This is a genomic window from Ramlibacter sp., from assembly GCF_035548915.1.
Taxonomy (GTDB): Bacteria; Pseudomonadota; Gammaproteobacteria; order Burkholderiales; family Burkholderiaceae_C; genus Ramlibacter.
In genome coordinates, this window is the sequence record NZ_DASZSE010000050.1 from 82,658 (window position 1) to 98,918 (window position 16,261).

Annotated in this window: 15 protein-coding genes and 1 tRNA gene; 3 read left to right on the top strand and 13 right to left on the bottom strand. The window is 66.9% G+C overall.

Going from position 1 to position 16,261, the window contains the following annotated elements; translation table 11 throughout:
• Window positions 1–7: 7 nt before the first annotated feature.
• The 4 genes from VHA82_RS21715 to maiA form a co-directional block, all read right to left on the bottom strand.
• Complete coding sequence (locus VHA82_RS21715) at window positions 8–1,189, bottom strand: acetyl-CoA C-acetyltransferase (RefSeq protein ID WP_325547259.1); 1,182 nt, start codon at window positions 1,187–1,189, stop codon at window positions 8–10.
• 17 nt (window positions 1,190–1,206) lie between these two features.
• Window positions 1,207–2,895, bottom strand: coding sequence for a class I poly(R)-hydroxyalkanoic acid synthase (locus VHA82_RS21720; RefSeq protein ID WP_325547260.1), 1,689 nt, complete (start codon window positions 2,893–2,895; stop codon window positions 1,207–1,209).
• 99 nt (window positions 2,896–2,994) lie between these two features.
• Entirely contained in the window at window positions 2,995–3,759 is a 765-nt protein-coding gene (gene pgeF / locus VHA82_RS21725) for a peptidoglycan editing factor PgeF (protein WP_325547261.1), read from the bottom strand.
• Window positions 3,756–4,397, bottom strand: a complete 642-nt coding sequence (maiA, locus tag VHA82_RS21730; protein WP_325547262.1) for a maleylacetoacetate isomerase — start codon at window positions 4,395–4,397, stop codon at window positions 3,756–3,758. The genes pgeF and maiA overlap by 4 nt, the downstream gene beginning before the upstream one ends.
• 38 nt (window positions 4,398–4,435) lie before the next feature.
• Between maiA and VHA82_RS21735 the strand changes: the two genes are divergently transcribed.
• A complete protein-coding gene (locus VHA82_RS21735; protein ID WP_325547263.1) occupies window positions 4,436–5,365 on the top strand; it encodes an alpha/beta hydrolase in 930 nt (309 codons plus the stop codon).
• Between the two features lie 97 nt (window positions 5,366–5,462).
• A complete protein-coding gene (locus VHA82_RS21740; RefSeq protein ID WP_325547264.1) occupies window positions 5,463–6,167 on the top strand; it encodes a fumarylacetoacetate hydrolase family protein in 705 nt (234 codons plus the stop codon).
• A 35-nt stretch (window positions 6,168–6,202) separates the two neighbouring features.
• On the opposite strand, the gene VHA82_RS21745 is transcribed toward VHA82_RS21740, so the two are convergent.
• Window positions 6,203–6,706 carry a hypothetical protein gene (locus VHA82_RS21745; protein ID WP_325547265.1) on the bottom strand — a complete coding sequence of 168 codons (504 nt, stop codon included), beginning with the start codon at window positions 6,704–6,706 and terminating at the stop codon, window positions 6,203–6,205.
• A 109-nt stretch (window positions 6,707–6,815) separates the two neighbouring features.
• Here VHA82_RS21745 and VHA82_RS21750 point away from each other — a divergent pair, with 109 nt between their 5' ends.
• Window positions 6,816–7,364, top strand: a complete 549-nt coding sequence (locus tag VHA82_RS21750) for an NUDIX hydrolase (protein ID WP_325547401.1) — start codon at window positions 6,816–6,818, stop codon at window positions 7,362–7,364.
• A 9-nt stretch (window positions 7,365–7,373) separates the two neighbouring features.
• Here VHA82_RS21750 and VHA82_RS21755 read toward each other — a convergent pair whose 3' ends face one another.
• The 8 genes from VHA82_RS21755 to pheS all read right to left on the bottom strand — a co-directional run bounded on the left by VHA82_RS21755 (window position 7,374) and on the right by pheS (window position 16,241).
• A complete protein-coding gene (locus tag VHA82_RS21755) occupies window positions 7,374–9,524 on the bottom strand; it encodes a serine/threonine-protein kinase (protein WP_325547266.1) in 2,151 nt (716 codons plus the stop codon).
• A gap of 58 nt (window positions 9,525–9,582) precedes the next feature.
• Window positions 9,583–10,683, bottom strand: coding sequence for a type VI secretion system-associated FHA domain protein (locus VHA82_RS21760; protein ID WP_325547267.1), 1,101 nt, complete (start codon window positions 10,681–10,683; stop codon window positions 9,583–9,585).
• Window positions 10,684–10,701: 18 nt separating this feature from the next.
• On the bottom strand, window positions 10,702–11,592 hold the full coding sequence (locus VHA82_RS21765; protein ID WP_325547268.1) for an adenylate/guanylate cyclase domain-containing protein: 891 nt from the start codon (window positions 11,590–11,592) through the stop codon (window positions 10,702–10,704).
• Window positions 11,593–11,695: 103 nt separating this feature from the next.
• A tRNA-Pro gene (locus tag VHA82_RS21770) sits at window positions 11,696–11,772 on the bottom strand.
• A 22-nt stretch (window positions 11,773–11,794) separates the two neighbouring features.
• Window positions 11,795–12,247 carry a MerR family transcriptional regulator gene (locus tag VHA82_RS21775; protein ID WP_325547269.1) on the bottom strand — a complete coding sequence of 151 codons (453 nt, stop codon included), beginning with the start codon at window positions 12,245–12,247 and terminating at the stop codon, window positions 11,795–11,797.
• A 130-nt stretch (window positions 12,248–12,377) separates the two neighbouring features.
• Window positions 12,378–12,716, bottom strand: coding sequence for an integration host factor subunit alpha (locus VHA82_RS21780; RefSeq protein WP_325547402.1), 339 nt, complete (start codon window positions 12,714–12,716; stop codon window positions 12,378–12,380).
• A 41-nt stretch (window positions 12,717–12,757) separates the two neighbouring features.
• A complete protein-coding gene (gene pheT / locus VHA82_RS21785; protein ID WP_325547270.1) occupies window positions 12,758–15,175 on the bottom strand; it encodes a phenylalanine--tRNA ligase subunit beta in 2,418 nt (805 codons plus the stop codon).
• A gap of 13 nt (window positions 15,176–15,188) precedes the next feature.
• A complete protein-coding gene (pheS, locus tag VHA82_RS21790) occupies window positions 15,189–16,241 on the bottom strand; it encodes a phenylalanine--tRNA ligase subunit alpha (RefSeq protein ID WP_325547271.1) in 1,053 nt (350 codons plus the stop codon).
• Between the last annotated feature and the right edge of the window lie 20 nt (window positions 16,242–16,261).

Genomic DNA, 16,261 nt, shown 5'->3' on the forward strand with positions numbered 1-16,261 from the left:
TACTGCTTCACGGACGTTCGACGGCAAGGGAAACCCCCATGCCGCCGCCGATGCACAGGGCGGCGAGCCCCTTGCGTACCTCGCGGCGCTGCATTTCGTGCAGCAGTGTGACGAGGATGCGGCAGCCGGATGCACCGATCGGGTGCCCGATCGCGATGGCGCCGCCGTTCACGTTGACCTTGGCCGGGTCGATGCCCAGCTCCTTGTTCACCGCGCACGCCTGCGCCGCGAAAGCTTCGTTCAGTTCGAACAGGTTCACGTCCTGCACGTTCCACCCGGCGCGCTGCAGCGCCTTGCGCGACGCCGGCACCGGGCCCATGCCCATCGTGGCCGGATCGAGGCCCGACGTGCCGAACGCGGCGATGCGCGCGAGCGGCTTCAGGCCGAGCGCCGCGGCTTTCTTCGCGCTCATCACCACCACCGCTGCCGCGCCGTCGTTGATGCCGGAGGCATTGCCCGCTGTCACGGTACCCGCCTTGTCGAACGCGGGGCGCAGACCCGCGAGCGCCTCGGCGCTGGTCTTCTTGTTGATGAATTCGTCGGCGTCGAAGGCGAGCGGCTCGCCCTTTTTCTGCGGGATCGAGACGGGAACGATTTCGTCCTTGAACTTGCCCGCTTCCTGCGCGGCCGCGGCCTTCTGCTGGCTCGCGAGCGCGAGCGCATCTTGCGAGGCGCGGTCGATCGCGTACTGCTTCGCGACGTTTTCGGCGGTGATGCCCATGTGGTACTGGTTGTAGACGTCCCACAGGCCGTCCACGATCATCGAGTCGATCATCTTCCAGTCGCCCATGCGCTGGCCGTCGCGCGAGTTCATGAGGACGTGGGGTGCCGCGCTCATGTTCTCCTGCCCGCCGGCCACGACGATTTCGCTGTCGCCCCAGGCGATCGCCTGCGCGGCGAGCATCACGGCCTTCAGGCCCGAGCCGCACACGGCGTTGATGGTGAGGGCCGGTACTTCCTTCGGCAGGCCCGCCTTCAGCGATGCCTGGCGAGCCGGATTCTGGCCGGCGCCCGCGGCAAGCACCTGGCCCATGATCACCTCGCCCACCTGCGCGGGGTCGACCCGGGCGCGCGCGAGCGCTTCCCGGATCACGATGGAGCCGAGCTCGGTGGCCGGGATCCTGGCGAGCGAGCCGCCGAACTTGCCGACGGCGGTGCGCACTGCGGAAACGATGACGATGTCTTCCATGATCTTTCTCTCTTTCTTCAAGCCTTTGCCTTGACGTAACGGCCCGGTGCCGGCTCGATCGCCTTGTACCGCGGCGCTCGGCCGTAGCCCTTCGGTGCGGGCACCTGCTTGCCCGCGTGCCCCTTCAGCCAGCCCGCCCAGTCGGGCCACCAGCTGCCGGGGTGTTCCTTCGCGCCCTTCGTCCACTCTTCGAGCGACTGGCCGAGCTTCTCGTTCGTCCAGTAGGAGCGCTTGTTCTTCGCCGGAGGGTTGATCACACCGGCGATGTGCCCCGACGCGCCCATGACGAAGCGCTTCCTGCCGGGCAGGTGCTGCACCGAAGCGTAGGCGCCTTTGATGGGCACGATGTGGTCCTCGCGCGAACCGTAGATATAAACCGGGATGTCGACGCTGCCAAGGTCGACCTTCTCGCCGCACACGGTGAGCTTGCCCGGCTTCACGAGGTTGTTCTCGAGGTACGTATTGCGCAGGTACCAGGTGTACATCGGCCCGGGCAGGTTGGTCGAGTCGCTGTTCCAGTAGAGCAGGTCGAACGGCGGAGGGGTTTCGCCTTTCAGGTAGTTGCCGACCACGTAGTTCCACACGAGGTCGTTCGGCCTGAGAAAGCTGAAGGTGGAGGCAAGGTCCTGGCCGGGAAGGAGGCCGCCCTGGCCCAGCTGGTATTCGCGCATCTTGACGGCGGTTTCGTCGACGAAGATGTCGAGCACGCCCGTGTCGCTGAAGTCGAGCAGTGTGGTGAGGAAGGTTGCGGCCTTCACGGGCTTTTCACCGCGGGCGGCGAGCACCGCGAGCGCCGTGCCGAGGATCGTGCCGCCCACGCAGAAGCCGAGCGCGTTGAGTTCCTTGCGGCCGGAAATTTCCTGCACCACGCGAATCGCCCGGATCGCGGCGTCTTCGATGTAGTCGTCCCAGGTCTTGTGCTCGAGGCTCGCGTCCGGGTTGCGCCAGCTCACGACGAAGGTGCGATGGCCCTGCTCGACGAGGTAGCGGATCAGCGAGTTGTCCGGCTGCAGGTCGAGGATATAGAACTTGTTGATGCAAGGCGGCACGACGAGGAACGGTCGCTCGTACACCTGCTTCGTGAGCGGCTTGTATTCGATGAGCTGGAAGAGCTCGTTTTCGAACACCACCGCGCCTTCAGTGGTCGCGACGTTGCGGCCCACCTCGAACGCGCTCTCGTCCGTCATCGAGACGTGCCCCTGCTGGATGTCCGCGAGCAGGTTCTTCAGGCCGCGCGCGATGCTCTCGCCATGCGTCTCGATCGCCTTCTTCTGCGCTTCGGCATTGAGCGCGAGGAAGTTGCTGGGCGCCGATGCGGCCATCCATTGCTCCACCGCGAAACGCAGCCGCGCCTTGGTCTTGTGATCCGTCTCGGCAGCCTCGGCCATCCCGAGCAGCGTGCGGGCGTTCAGCAGGTACACGGCGGCGGAAAAGGCGGCGAAGGGATTGTGCGACCACGCATCGGAGGCGAAGCGCTTGTCGGACGTGCCCGGGTTGACCCCGAGCCCCTGGTTCCAGATCTGCGCGGCTTCCTGCACGTAGGCCTTCTGCAGCGCCTGCAGCTTCTCGGTGGAGAACGTGAGCTGCGGCAACGCTTCGGTGGGCAGCGGCGCCAGGTGAAACGATTCGAGCGCCTTGTTCCAGCTGTGGGCGAGTTCCTGCGGGAACTGCAGTGCGGCGGCAGCCCAATCTGCCTGAGAATTCATCTTGTCTCCTTTGGTTCTTCTGGTTAACCCGAAGTATCCCATCATTCATGTTGCAGTGCAACATGCCAATGCTCCCAGTCCAGCTCGGTCCAGTCCAGTTCAGGTGCGCCAGATGCAGGCGGCCATCCGGCCGGAGAGACCCCTGTCCCGCCGGTGCGAGAAGAACCGCGCGGGGTTGCCGACGGTACACCAGGCGTCGGTGCCATCGTTGCCGCAGATCAAGTTCACGCCGCATCGCTGCAGTCGCATGCGCGCCAGGGCCGCAAGGTCGGCCAGCCACTTGCCTTCGCGATGCGGCTTGAAATGCCGCGCGGCGGCCGCGTCGTCCGCTTCGAATACGGCCTTGACCTCCGGTCCGACTTCGAACGCGCGCGGGCCGATGCATGGGCCGAGCCAGGCCATGGCGCCCTCGGTCGCGAGCTTTGCGCAGACCGCTTCGATCACTCCGCCCGAGAGGCTGCGCCAGCCGCAATGCGCCGCTGCGATCGTTTCGCCGCGCGCATCGGTCAAGAGCACCGGCAGGCAATCGGCCACCATGATCGTGCACGCGACGCCGCGCTCGGTGGTGAAGCACGCATCGGCTTCGATGCCGTGCGGGGTGCGCGCGTCCAGCCGCACGACCCCGACGCCGTGGACCTGATGCATGAAGACGGGTTGCGCCTGAATCGCCCGCGCGAACAGGTCGCGGTTGGCGGCGACGTTCGCTTCGCCGTCACCGACGTGGTCCCCGAGATTGAGCGAATCGTACGGCGGCGCAGAGACGCCACTCGAGCGCGTCGAACATGCGGCTCGCACGCCGCGCGGCGCCGTCCAGTCGGGCAGGAGAAGCGGCAAGTGAAGCGGCAAGTGAAGCGGCAGGTTCAAGGTTCGCTGTCCGGCTGGGCGGAAGGCTGCGCCTTCTGGAAAGCGGGCAGTTCCATGCACGCATCGAAGACGCGCATCGTGCGGTCGAGTCCGCTGTAGTCGGTGTTCACGCGCCGCCCATTGAAGATTTGCGGCACGAGGCAGCAGTCCGCGATCGTCGGCGTGTCGCCGCAGGAGTAGGTCGACGCCGGCAGCCGCGCGAGTTCGCGTTCGTACGCTTCGAGGCCCACGCGCACCCAGTGGCGGTACCAGCCGTTGCGGGTTTCCTCGTCGAGCTTCAGCTCGTTGGCGAGGTACTTCAGCACGCGCAGGTTGTTCAGCGGATGGATTTCGCACGCGACGAGCAGCGCGAGCGCGCGCACGTGCGCGCGCTCTCCTGCTTCGCGCGGCAGGAGCGCCGGCTCCGGATGCGTCTCGTCGAGATACTCCATGATCGCGAGCGACTGGCTGAGGAGTTCACCTCCGTCCGTTTCCAGCACGGGGACGAGGCGAGAAGGCGCGATGCCCGCGAAGCGGTCCTGCCGGTGCTCGCCCTTCACCAGGTGCACGGGCAGGTATTCGTAAGGCAGGCCCTTCAGCTGAAGCGCGATGCGGACGCGAAACGACGCGGACGAACGGAAGTAGTTGTGCAGCTTCATTCTTCGAGCATACTGCCGCCAAACGCAAGGAGCCAGCCATGCTGCACCCCCAGTCCCGCGCGCTGCTGCGTCTGATCGAGGAAAGAGGCGTCCCGCCCACGCACACGCTCACCCCCGAGGACGCGCGCAAGCTCTATCGCGACCGGCGCGCGTTCACGCAGCCCTCGCCGCCCGAGGTGGCGCACGTGCGGGACATCGATGCGGATGGCGTCGCGCTGCGGCTCTACCGCCCGATCGGCAGCCCGGCGGCAGCCGCGTTGCCTGCGCTCGTGTACTACCACGGCGGCGGCTGGACGATCGGCGACCTCGACACGCACGACACGCTCTGCCGCGAACTGTGCAACGGTGCCGATTGCGCGGTGATCTCCGTCGACTATCGCCTCGCCCCGGAACACCCGTTCCCGGCCGCCGTCGACGATTCGATGGCCGCGCTCGGCTGGGTGCACGGACACGCGGCCGACTTGCTCGTGGACCCGTCACGCATCGCCGTCGGCGGCGACAGCGCGGGCGGCAATCTCGCGGCGGTCGTGTCGATCATGGCGCGTGACGCGGGCAAGCTGCCCATCGCGTTTCAACTTCTCATCTATCCGGCCACCGACGCGCGTTGCGGGCATCCCTCCCACGTCGCGAACGGCGAGGGTTATCTGCTCACGAAGGACTCGGTGCGTTATTACCTCGGTCACTATCTGGGAAGCGGTTCAAGCGATCGGGACTGGCGCGCGTCGCCGTTGCTGCAGCCGAATCTGGCGAACCTGCCGAGTGCCTTCGTGCTCACCGCGGGCTACGATCCGTTGCGCGACGAAGGGCTCGAGTACGCGCAGCGTCTGTCCGAAAGCGGCAATCGTGCGTCGCTCGTGTGCTTCGAACGGCAGATTCATGGCTTCATCCTCATGGGCCGCGTCATCGACGAGGCCAACGTCGCCGTGCAGCTGTGCGCGTCGCAGTTGAAGCGCGCGCTGCAATCCTGATGCGCCGCCGTCGCATCGATGCGCCGAGGCTTGCCGTGGCACACTCGGTGCTCGATCCGCGGAAGGCGCGCCTTCCAGGCCCCACAGAAAGGTTGTCATGAGCTACGTCATCCCTCCCGCGCCGGTCGCGAGCCTGCCGGTCGTCGGCCGCGCCGAACGCTTTCCCGTGCGCCGCGTGTACTGCGTGGGGCGTAACTACGTGGAGCACGCGAAGGAAATGGGCTTCACGGGCCGCGAGCCACCTTTTTTCTTCTTCAAGCCGGCCGACGCCGTCGTTCCCGTTCCTGAGGGCGAGACCGGCAAGATCGAATATCCGAGCCTCACCAAGGACCTGCATCACGAGATCGAGCTCGTGGCCTGCATCGGAACGGGCGGACGCAACATCGCCGCGGCCGATGCGCGCAAGCACATCTGGGGTTATGCCGTGGGTCTCGACATGACGCGGCGCGACCTGCAAGGCGAAATGAAGAAGCAGGGCCGGCCGTGGGAAATCGGCAAGAGCTTCGAGCAGTCGGCGCCGATCGGCGCCGTCACGCCTGCGGCGCAGGTCGGCGACGTCGAGAATGCCGAGATCTGGCTGAAGGTGAACGGTCAGGACCGCCAGCGCAGCAACGTTTCGAAGCTGATCTGGAATCTGGGCGAGATCGTCGAGCACCTGTCGAAGGCCTGGGAACTCGCCCCGGGCGACCTGATCTTCACCGGCACGCCGGAAGGCGTGGCGGCGGTGGTGGCCGGCGACCTGCTGGAAGGCGGCGTGACCGGACTTTCGCCGTTGAGCGTCAAGGTCACCCCGGCGCGCTGAGGTTTCCCGCAGACGCCGTCGACCCGCTGATGGGGTCAGGATTGCGACTTGCTGAACTTGGGCTGGTTGAATTGGTCGTATGCCTGGCGAGCCGTCGGCAACAGATTCTCGATCGCGCCGATGTTGGTGTTCCCGGCAAGGTGCGCCTTCACACGGCCCAGGCCTCTTTCAAGCTGCGCGACCTGGTCGGGGCGGCCTATCGTCACGTAGCGGCCGACACTCGCCCAGAGCACCGTATCGCGGTCGTGCGGCGCCAACGGCGTGAGCGTGGCGTCAAGACGCGCGGCGATGGCTTGCGCGGCCGCTGGAGTGTCCTCTTCCGTGCCGATACCTGCGATATCGCTCAGCGGACCGTTGCAGACGGCCTGAAATGGTTGCACCAGTTCGTTCGAGATTTCGGCGTAGTACGCCGGATTGGCAAAGAAATTCCCGCGGCGGGCGCCCGGCTCCACCTGCTGCACGCCTGACGCGGTGCCGATCGTGGTTCCGGAAGAAGTGTCAGCTGCGGCGGCAACACCGAAGATGATGGAAGAGGGCATGGAAAATCCTTTCTTTGAACCCGGTTCGTAACGCAACCGCGCGCGGCGGTTCCATGCGCTTCACTGCAAACCCCGGAGACGAAAGCATGGGAGTCTGTAAACTGCCTGCCTGATGTTCAGGAGCCCGATCAAGCATTGCCGCAACTGCGGCACGACCGTCGTCTACCGGATTCCCGACGACGGCGACACCCGCGAGCGCGCGGTCTGCCCCGCGTGCGACACCATCCACTACGAGAACCCGCTTCCCGTCGTCGGTACGGTGCCGCACTGGGGCGACCAGGTGCTCCTTTGCAAGCGCAACATCGAGCCGCGCTGGGGCAAGTGGACCTTGCCCGCGGGCTTCATGGAGCTCGGCGAGACGACCGAACAGGGCGCGGCGCGCGAAACCGACGAGGAAGCCGGCGCGCTCTTTGAAATGCAAGGCCTCATCACGGTAATGAGCGTGCCGCGCGTGGGCCAGGTGCACCTCTTCTATCGCGCGAAGCTCCTGAGCGAGGCCTTCAACCCCGGGCACGAGACGATCGAGGCGCGTCTCTTCACCGAAGACGAGATCCCGTGGGAAGAGATCGCGTTTCGAACGGTGAAGGAAACGCTGCATCGCTACTTCGAGGATCGCCGCAAGGGGCGGTTCGAAGTGCACGCATTCGATATCGTCTGATCACCCCGTTCAGGGTGACTGCTGCGGCCCCTGCCGCACCTTGCTTTCCTCGCGCAGACGCGCGTCCTCGCGCCGCTTCACGCACAGCGGGTGATTGCGCGCGCCGGGCTTGTCGCAATGCTCGGCGAGGCACAGTTCGCGCGAGAGAAAGACCTTGTCCTTGCATTCGTCGACCTTCGCGAAGTCGTTCGAAGTGGGCGGCGGCGGAGGCGCGAACGTCGGCCGCGAAGCCTGCGGCTGCGGCATCACCGGCGCAACGAGGATCGAGCGGGGCGGCTCGACCGGCTGGACCTCGGGCTTCACCGGCTTGCTGGCTTGCTTGCGCGGCGCACTCGACACGTGCTTGGCCAGCGAGGCCGCCTTCGCGGCGGAGGCCGCCGCGGCCGCCGAAGCCTCCGAAGCCGCCGCGCTCGCCGCCGCAGCCGCTTCCGCCGACGCTGCCGCCGCCACGGTGGACGCCGCGGGCACCGGCACACTGGCGGCCGCCACGGCGCCCGAGGCGGGCGCGGAAGCCGCTGCCAGCGCGGCATCGGGAGGCACTTCGGCCTTCTTGCCCGCCATCATGACCCCGCCGATTCCCGCAATCACCACGAGCGCGGCCACACCGGCCAGCACGGCGATCGGCGGCTTCTTCTTCGCGGGCTGCGCAGACGGCGTAGAAGGCGTAGAAGGCGTCGCCGTCGCGGTCGACGCCGGTGTCCCCGGTGTCGCTGTTCGTGCCGCGTCGGAAGCGGGTGCCGCAGGAGAAGGCTTGCCAGAAGGCACGGCGGCCCCGGGCGTTCGCGCTTCGGCGGACCCTGCCGCAGCGGCGGCCGCGGCCGCTGCGGCGGCTTCCGCCACATCCGGACGCAGGGGCTCGACCACGGTCGGCGTCCAGTCGCTGTCGTCGTCGAGCACGTCGTCCGACCCACTCGCGCCCGGACCGGCTGACACCGCGTCTTTCGTCGGCGGCCGCGAAGAGTCGGCCGGCCGCATCCGTGTCGCTTCGAGATCGGGCTCGCCGAGCACCGTGGAGTCTCCGCCGCCCAGCAGCTTGCGCAGGCGCCGCCGCGCGAGGTCGGCATAGATTCCCGCCGGAAAACGCTCGAGGAAGGCGTGGAATTCCTCCGGGTCGTTCGACTCCTTGATGTCCTTCCAGTAGACGAGCTCGACTTCCTGGGTGACCGTGCTCATCGAGCCCGGCGAAGTGAGATTGCCCGGCACGGAGCTGCTCGCCCCGGGCGAGCCTGGAACGCTGCGTCCGCCCGGGCTCGTCATCGCGCCCGGCGTGTTCGTCGCGCCCCGGTCGGGCTTCTTCGTGGGATCGGCCGGCGGCACCACCGTCTGGTCTTCCGCGCGGCGGATCGCCGACTGCAACGCGACCGCGAAATCGCGCGCACTGGCGAATCGTTCGTCGCGCGACTTCGCAAGCGCGCGCGCGACCACCGCATCGATCGCATTGGGCAGGCGCGGATTGACCGAGCTCGGCGGCGGCGGGTCGTGCCCGATGATCGCGTGGATGATCGAGAAGTCGTTGTCGCCGTCGAAGGGCCGCTTGTCCGTGAGGAGCTGGTAGAGCACCACGCCCACGGAGAAGAGGTCCGCCCGCGCATCGACCTTCTGCCCCTGCACCTGCTCCGGCGACATGTACTTGAGCGTGCCCACCATGCTGCCCTGCGTGCGCGTGGCTTCGCCCGAATCCTGGATGCGTGCCACCCCGAAATCGGTGAGCTTCACGCGCCCGCTCGGCTCGATCAGCAGGTTGGCCGGCTTGATGTCGCGGTGCACGATGCCCTGCTTGTGCGCGTAATCGAGCGCGGAGAGCAGGTCGCGGATGATCTTGAGCGACTGTTCGAGCGAATAGCGCGTGCCGTGATCCAGGTGTTGCTTCAGGTCGTCGCCCTGGATGAACTCCATCACGAGAAAGGCGATGTCGCCGTCCCGGTCGGAGTCGTACACGCTCACGATGTTCGGGTGCTGCAGGCGTGCGGCCGAACGCGCCTCGGTGCGGAACCGGTGCTCGTATTCCGCAGCCGCTTCCTCCGAGAGGTTTTCCACCTTCACCGTCTTGATCGCCACGCGGCGATCGAGGTTCGGGTCCTTACCCTCGTAGACGATCCCCATGGCGCCTTTGCCAAGGACTCGGACCAGCTCGTAGCGACCCAGTTTCTTGAGACTCACTTCGGCGCCGTGGTTTACAAATGGAAAAGGATTCTAGCGCCGCATCGTCGAAATGACGCTAGGGTCGCTTCGCGCCTGTCTCGCGCTTCAAACGCTGGCTCTCGCGCAGATACGCGCCGGCGAAGTATTTGTCCAAAAGTCGTTGGGCCCATTCGGTCAGCTGCTCCCGGCGCCCATCGTATTCCTTCGTGTACGCATCCCACGCGCGAGAGGATTCGAAAAGGTGCGACCCGTCGCCGATCAGGCGCTTTTTCATCGCCTCCGGGTCGAACTCGCGCAGCACCCCCTCGATCGCCGCGCGCACTGCCGCGGCGCTGGCTTCCTCGTGGACCCTGAGGTCCGCCATCACCTCGCGCAGCGCGCGCTCCGGCCCCATGTAGCCCGCAGCGGCCACGCGGCCGCCGAAGAGAAAGTGCAGGGCCACGTCCTGCGGCATCGAGCCTTCCTTCAGCGGATTCTTCTCGCCCTTCGGCGCGAGCATCGTGCGGTCTTCCGCGCGCAGTTCCTGTTTCGCGCCCACAACGGACTTGTGCAATTCGACCACACCGATCATCGCGATGCGCACCGTCCGGCCGATCGCCTCGAGCTCGCCCTGGCTCAGCACGCCCACTTTCTGCGGCTGGATACCGAGTCCCTGGTAGAAGGCCGCGATATCCTGCGCCACGGTCAAGCCGTCGGCATGCAGGCCACCGCCGCCCTGCGGATCGTCCGAACCGAAGGTCGTCTCGAATCCCCAGTCGCCGAACGGGTCGGCTTCGGAATCGAGCCCGTGCAGCGGCACGGGTTGCGTCTCCTGCGGATCGCCATGGCGCAGGGTCACCCATGGGTCCGCATCGGCCCGGTGCGATCCCGCGGCCGATTCGACGGTGAGCGTGTAGGCCGCGATCTTCAGCACCTGCCCCACGGGCAGGATGCCGCGCGCACCGGGAGGCGCTTCGCCGAAAGGCATGTCCACGCCATTCACCACCGACAGCACGTGGAAGTGGAGCTGGTCGCCTTCGTTCCACACGCTCAGGTGCCGGCGCGACACGTTGCGTTCGGTATCGGGCAGGCAGACCGTGCATTCCGCATCGCGCCCGAGGATGAGCGCGGGCTGTCCCGGCTCCAGCCGCCGGGTCACGTCGAGGCCGGGTCCCGCGATGCGCAGTTCCAGCGCCATGGTGGGCCCCGGCGGGCGTCACCCTTTGACGGCGAACGTCACCAGTGGCGCGTCCTCCGCATTGCGGTCGCATCCGAGGGCAATGACGCCCTGCCCCACCAGATAGCATTCCGTGCGGCGCAGGACCACCGGCTCCGTCTGGTTGCCCATGTACACCCATGTGCCGAAGCTCGAAGCGTCGCCCAGCACGAACTGCCCACCGCGCCACTCCACGGTGGCATGCACGCGCGAAACCCGCCCGTCGTTCACGGTGAGATCCGCCGTGATCGATCGTCCGAGCGTGAGCTTCGGGCCGCGCGGCTGCAATTGCAGCATTTTGCCCGCGGCCACGATCTCGAGGTGCGCATCGCGCGGCGGCTTGAACATCGACACGCCCATCACGGTCGCGTCGGAGTCCTGCTGCGGCTGCCATTCCACCCGGAACACTTCGTTGGCCTCGCCCTTGCCGCGCAGGTAGATCGGCCCGAGGCTGCGCAAGTCGGCCTGCAGCTCGAGCGACAGCGCATCGCGCACGCGCTGGGTCGTGAGAATCTGGTCGGCGCCCGCCAGGTCGGCGAGGCGCGCGGCGCTGTTGACGGCGTCGCCGTAGCAGTCGCCCTCGATCTCGACCACTTCGCCGGACTCGACGCCCATCTGCATCTGCACCGGCGTGGCGAGATGACCGGGATAGACCGGCTTCTCGAGCAGCCGCTTCTGGATCGCGACGCAGGAGCGGATCGCATCCTCCTCGAGCGGGAACACGACGAAGAGACCGTCGCCCAGCAACTTGATCACGCGCCCCTTGTGTTCCTCGAAGGTCTTGGAAAGCGCGGTGGTGAGCTGGGTGACGAAGCGACCGGCGGTCTCGTCCCCGAGCCGCTCGAAGATTCCGGTGCTGCCGACAAGATCCGCAAAGACGACGGTGGCCATGCTGCGGGGATTGTATGCGTGACCCATGCCGGCACGCCACACTTAAAAACGAAGAAGCCGCCGGGCGTGCGCACGCCGGGCGGCTTCCGTTCACCTTGTCGACTGGTCGGCGTGGCGGGATTCGAACTCGCGACCCCTTGCACCCCATGCAAGTGCGCTACCAGGCTGCGCTACACGCCGAATTGCGGATTATAGCGGCCGCTCAATGCGTCGAACTGAGCAGGTCGCGAATCTCGAACAGCTCGCGTCGCACGAACTGCAGCTTCTGCGAAAAGAGCTCGCGCTCCTCGGCGGTCGCGTCATCGAAAGACGATTCGGGAAAACTCGAATCGTCGACCTCGATCACTTCCACGCCATCGAGCATCACCTCGCCCGCGCGGCGCTTGTCGCGCTCCACCTGCACGATCTCCTGCAGCTTGTTGCGCGCGCCGCTGATGGTGAAGCCCTGGTCGTACAGCAGGTCGCGGATGCGCCGGATCATGAGCACCTCGTGGTGCTGGTAGTAGCGCCGATTGCCGCGCCGCTTCATCGGACGCAGCTGCGTGAACTCCTGCTCCCAATACCGTAGCACGTGGGGCTTGACGCCGCACAGTTCGCTGACCTCGCCGATGGTGAAGTAGCGCTTCGCCGGTATGGCTGGGAGGGCTTTCTCCATTGAAATCAATGTTGTAGGAGAGAAAGCTCCAAGGTTACTCTAACTGACCGTCAATGCAAAGCCAAGCCGCGCCGGGCATCCGGCGAGCGTTGCTTTTTTAAGGACCCTGTCTGGGGGGGAAGGGCGAGCCTCAGCCGTCGGCGGCCTCGTCGCCGGCATTGCCCTGAATCTGCTCCTTGAGCTTGTGGCTCGCGTGGAACGTCACGACCCGGCGCGCATCGATCGGGATCGCCTCTCCCGTTCGGGGGTTGCGGCCCGGCCTGGGGGCCTTGGTGCGAATCTGGAAATTGCCGAAGCCCGAAATCTTGACGTCCTTGCCTTCCACGAGGCTCGTGGAGATCAGCTCGAAGAACGCGTCGATCATGTCCTTCGATTCGCGCTTGTTCAGGCCGATCTGCTCGAAGAGCAGTTCGGCGAGCTGCGCCTTCGTGAGCGCCGGGGTCTCCAGGCTCTCGACCGCGAAATCCATGGTGTCCTCCGGCTGGATTCTTGTCATCGGCTGCGCCATCCTCATCCCCTCAAGCGGCCGCCGAGCCGCTCCCCGATTGCCTGCACCACGGCGCGCACGGCTGCATCGATCTGCTCGTCGGTGAGTGTGGCTTCGGTGCTTGCCAGCGTCAAGCGCACGGCGAGGCTCTTCTCGCCCGCGCCGAGCCCGGCCGTCGGCTGCTTGGGCTTGTATAGATCGAAGAGCACCGCGTCGCGCAGCAGCCCGCCCGTCGCCGCCGCATGCACGGCCTCGATCACGGAGTCATGCGTCACGTGGTCGGCCACGATGACCGCGATGTCGCGCTCGGACGGCTGGACGCGAGGCACCGGCTCGAAGACCGGCACGCGCCGCGCAAGCACGGCCTGCATGTCCAGCTCGAAGAGCACCGGTGCGTGCGGCAACTCCCACTGCTGGCGCCACCGGGGGTGAAGCTCGCCCACGACGCCGATCTCGCGGCCATCGAGCAGGATTCGCGCACAGCGGCCCGGGTGCAGCGCGGGGTGCTCGCCGGGCACGAACCGAGCACGAGCAGGCGACAAGAGCGATTCGACGTCGCCCTTGGCATCGTAGAAGTCGGCCGGGCCGTCCTTGCGCGCCCATTGCAGCCCGTCGGCGGGGCCGTAGGCGAGCGCGGCCGCGCGCATCGGCTGATGCACCCCATGCACAGTGGCATCGGTGGTGCTCACCGATGCGTCGCGAATGAACACGCGCCCGATCTCGAACACGCGCACTCGCTCGGCCTTGCGGTCGAGGTTGTGACGCAGCACCTGCAGGAGCGACCCCACGAGAGAAGACCGCATCACGCTCATCGGGCTCGCGATCGGGTTCAGGAGACGAATCGGGTCAGCGCGGCCCGCGAGGTCCCGCTCCCACGCTTCCTCGACGAAGCTGTAGCTGATCGTCTCCTGGTAGCCGAGCGCGGCCAGCAGCCGCCGCGCGTCGAAGGCGCTGCGCTCGCCTTCCGCGCGCACGCGCGCCGTGATGGGCGCGAGCGGAGGCGCTTCGGGCAGGTTGTTGTAGCCGACGATGCGCGTCACTTCCTCGATCAGGTCCTCCTCGAGCGTGAGGTCGAACCGGTACGGCGGCGGCGCAACGGTGATCACGCCGCCCTCCTCCGCGGCGGCGAGGCCGAGCCGCGCGAACGCATCGAGGCACTGCGCGGCGGTGACGGGCATGCCGATCACCTTTGCCGCACGCGCGACACGCAGGGCCACCGGCTTGCGTTCGGGCAGCTTCGCCACCTGGTCGTCCATGGGACCGGGCTCGCCGCCGCAGATGTCCATCACGAGCCGCGTGATGCGCTCGATGTGCTCCACCGTCTGGCTCGGGTCGACGCCGCGTTCGAACCGGTGCCCGGCGTCGGTGGAGAACCCGTAGCGGCGCGAACGCCCCTGGATCGCCTCGGGCCACCAGAAGGCGGCTTCCACGTAGACGTTCTTCGTGTCGTCGGACACCGCCGTCGCGTCGCCGCCCATGATGCCCGCGAGCGACTCGACCTGCACGTCGTCGGCGATCACGCCCACCGTCTCGCCGACTTCGACGGTGTTGCCGTTCAGCAGCTTCAGTTGTTCGCCTTTGCGGCCCCAGCGCACGTGGAGCGCGCCGTGCAGCTTGTCATAGTCGAAGATGTGGGAAGGCCGGCCGAACTCGAACATCACGTAGTTGGAGATGTCCACGAGCGCGGTCACGCTGCGCTGGCCGCAGCGCGCGAGCCGGTCGACCATCCACCGCGGCGTCTTCGCCTTCGTGTCGACATTGCGGATCACGCGGCCGGAGAAGCGGCCGCAGAGATCGGACGCTTCGACATGCACCTCGAGCTTCGTGTCGTTCGCCGCACGAACGCCTTCGAACGAAGGCTGCGCGAGCGGCGAGCCCGTCAGCGCGGCGAGCTCGCGAGCGACGCCGTACACGCTCAACGCGTGCGCAAGATTGGGCGTGAGCTTGAGCGTGAAGACATGATCGTCGAGGTTCAGGACCTCTCGCACGTCGCGGCCAAGCGGCGCGTCCGCGTCGAGCTCCAGCAATCCGCTGTGGTCTTCGCTCAGCTTCAACTCGCGGGCCGAGCACAGCATGCCCGCGCTTTCCACCCCGCGCAGCTGCCCCGAGCGGATTTCGAACGGCTTGCCGTCCTCGCCCGGGGGCAGCACCGCACCCACGAGCGCCGTCGGCACGCGGATGCCCACGCGCGCGTTGGGCGCACCGCAGACGATGTTGAGGAGCGCACCGGCGCCGACGTCGACCTGGCACACGCGCAGGCGGTCCGCGTTCGGATGCTGCACGGCTTCCTTGATCTCGCCGACGACGACTCTCGTGAATGGAGGCGCCGCGAGCTTCAGCTCCTCGACTTCGAGCCCGCCCATCGTGAGCGTCTCGGCGATCTGTTGGGCGGCGAGCGGCGGGTTGCAGAACTCGCGCAGCCAGGACTCGGGGAATTGCATCGGACGTTGTCTTCTATTGGAACTGGCGCAGGAAACGGATGTCGTTTTCGAAGAAGAGGCGCAGATCGTTCACGCCGTAGCGCAGCATCGTGAGCCGGTCCGGCCCCATGCCGAACGCGAAGCCGATGAACCGCTCGGGGTCGAGTCCCATGTTGCGCACCACCTGCGGATGCACCTGGCCCGAACCCGCGACTTCGAGCCAGCGGCCGGCGAGCGGCCCATGCTGGAACTGGATGTCGATCTCAGCGCTCGGCTCCGTGAACGGGAAGAAGCTCGGGCGAAAGCGCAGCGCGAGGTCGTCGCTTTCGAAGAACGTACGGCAGAAATCCGTGAAGACGACTTTCAGGTCCTTGAAGCTCACGTTCTCGCCGAGCCAGAGCCCCTCGCACTGGTGGAACATCGGCGAGTGCGTCGCGTCGCTGTCCACCCGATAGGTGCGGCCCGGCGCGATCACGCGGATTTCGCGCTTCGCCTCGGGCGTGCCCTCGCGCGCCCAGCGCTTCACCTGCGCCTGCGCGTAGCGGATCTGCATGGGGCTCGTGTGGGGCCGCAGGTTGTACCAGATGCCGTCGTCGCCCTGAATGTCCACGTAGAACGTGTCCTGCATCGAGCGGGCCGGGTGGTTCGGCGGGTTGTTGAGCGACGTGAAGCTGTGCCAGTCGCTTTCGACCTCGGGGCCGTCGGCCACGTCGAAGCCCATGCTCGCGAAGATCTGCTCGATGCGCTCCATCGTGCGGCTCACCGGGTGCAGCCCGCCCGGTTCGCGCCTGCGGCCGGGCAGCGACACGTCGAGCGCTTCGGCCTTGAGCTGCGCCTGCAGCTCCTCGTCGGCCAGCTGCTGCCGCCGCTCGTTCAAAGCCGCCTCGATGGCCTGCTTCGCCTGGTTGATCGCGGCGCCGAGCGTCTTTCTTTCCTCGACGGAAAGCGACGCGAGACCCTTCATGAGCTCGGTGATGCGGCCGGACCTGCCGGTGAATCGCGCCTTGGCGTTTTCGAGGTCGGCGGGCGTGCGCGCCTTCGAGAAGGCTTCGCGCGCGCCGTCGACGATGGGTTGCAGGTCATTCATGGGAGGTTCGAAAAAAAAAG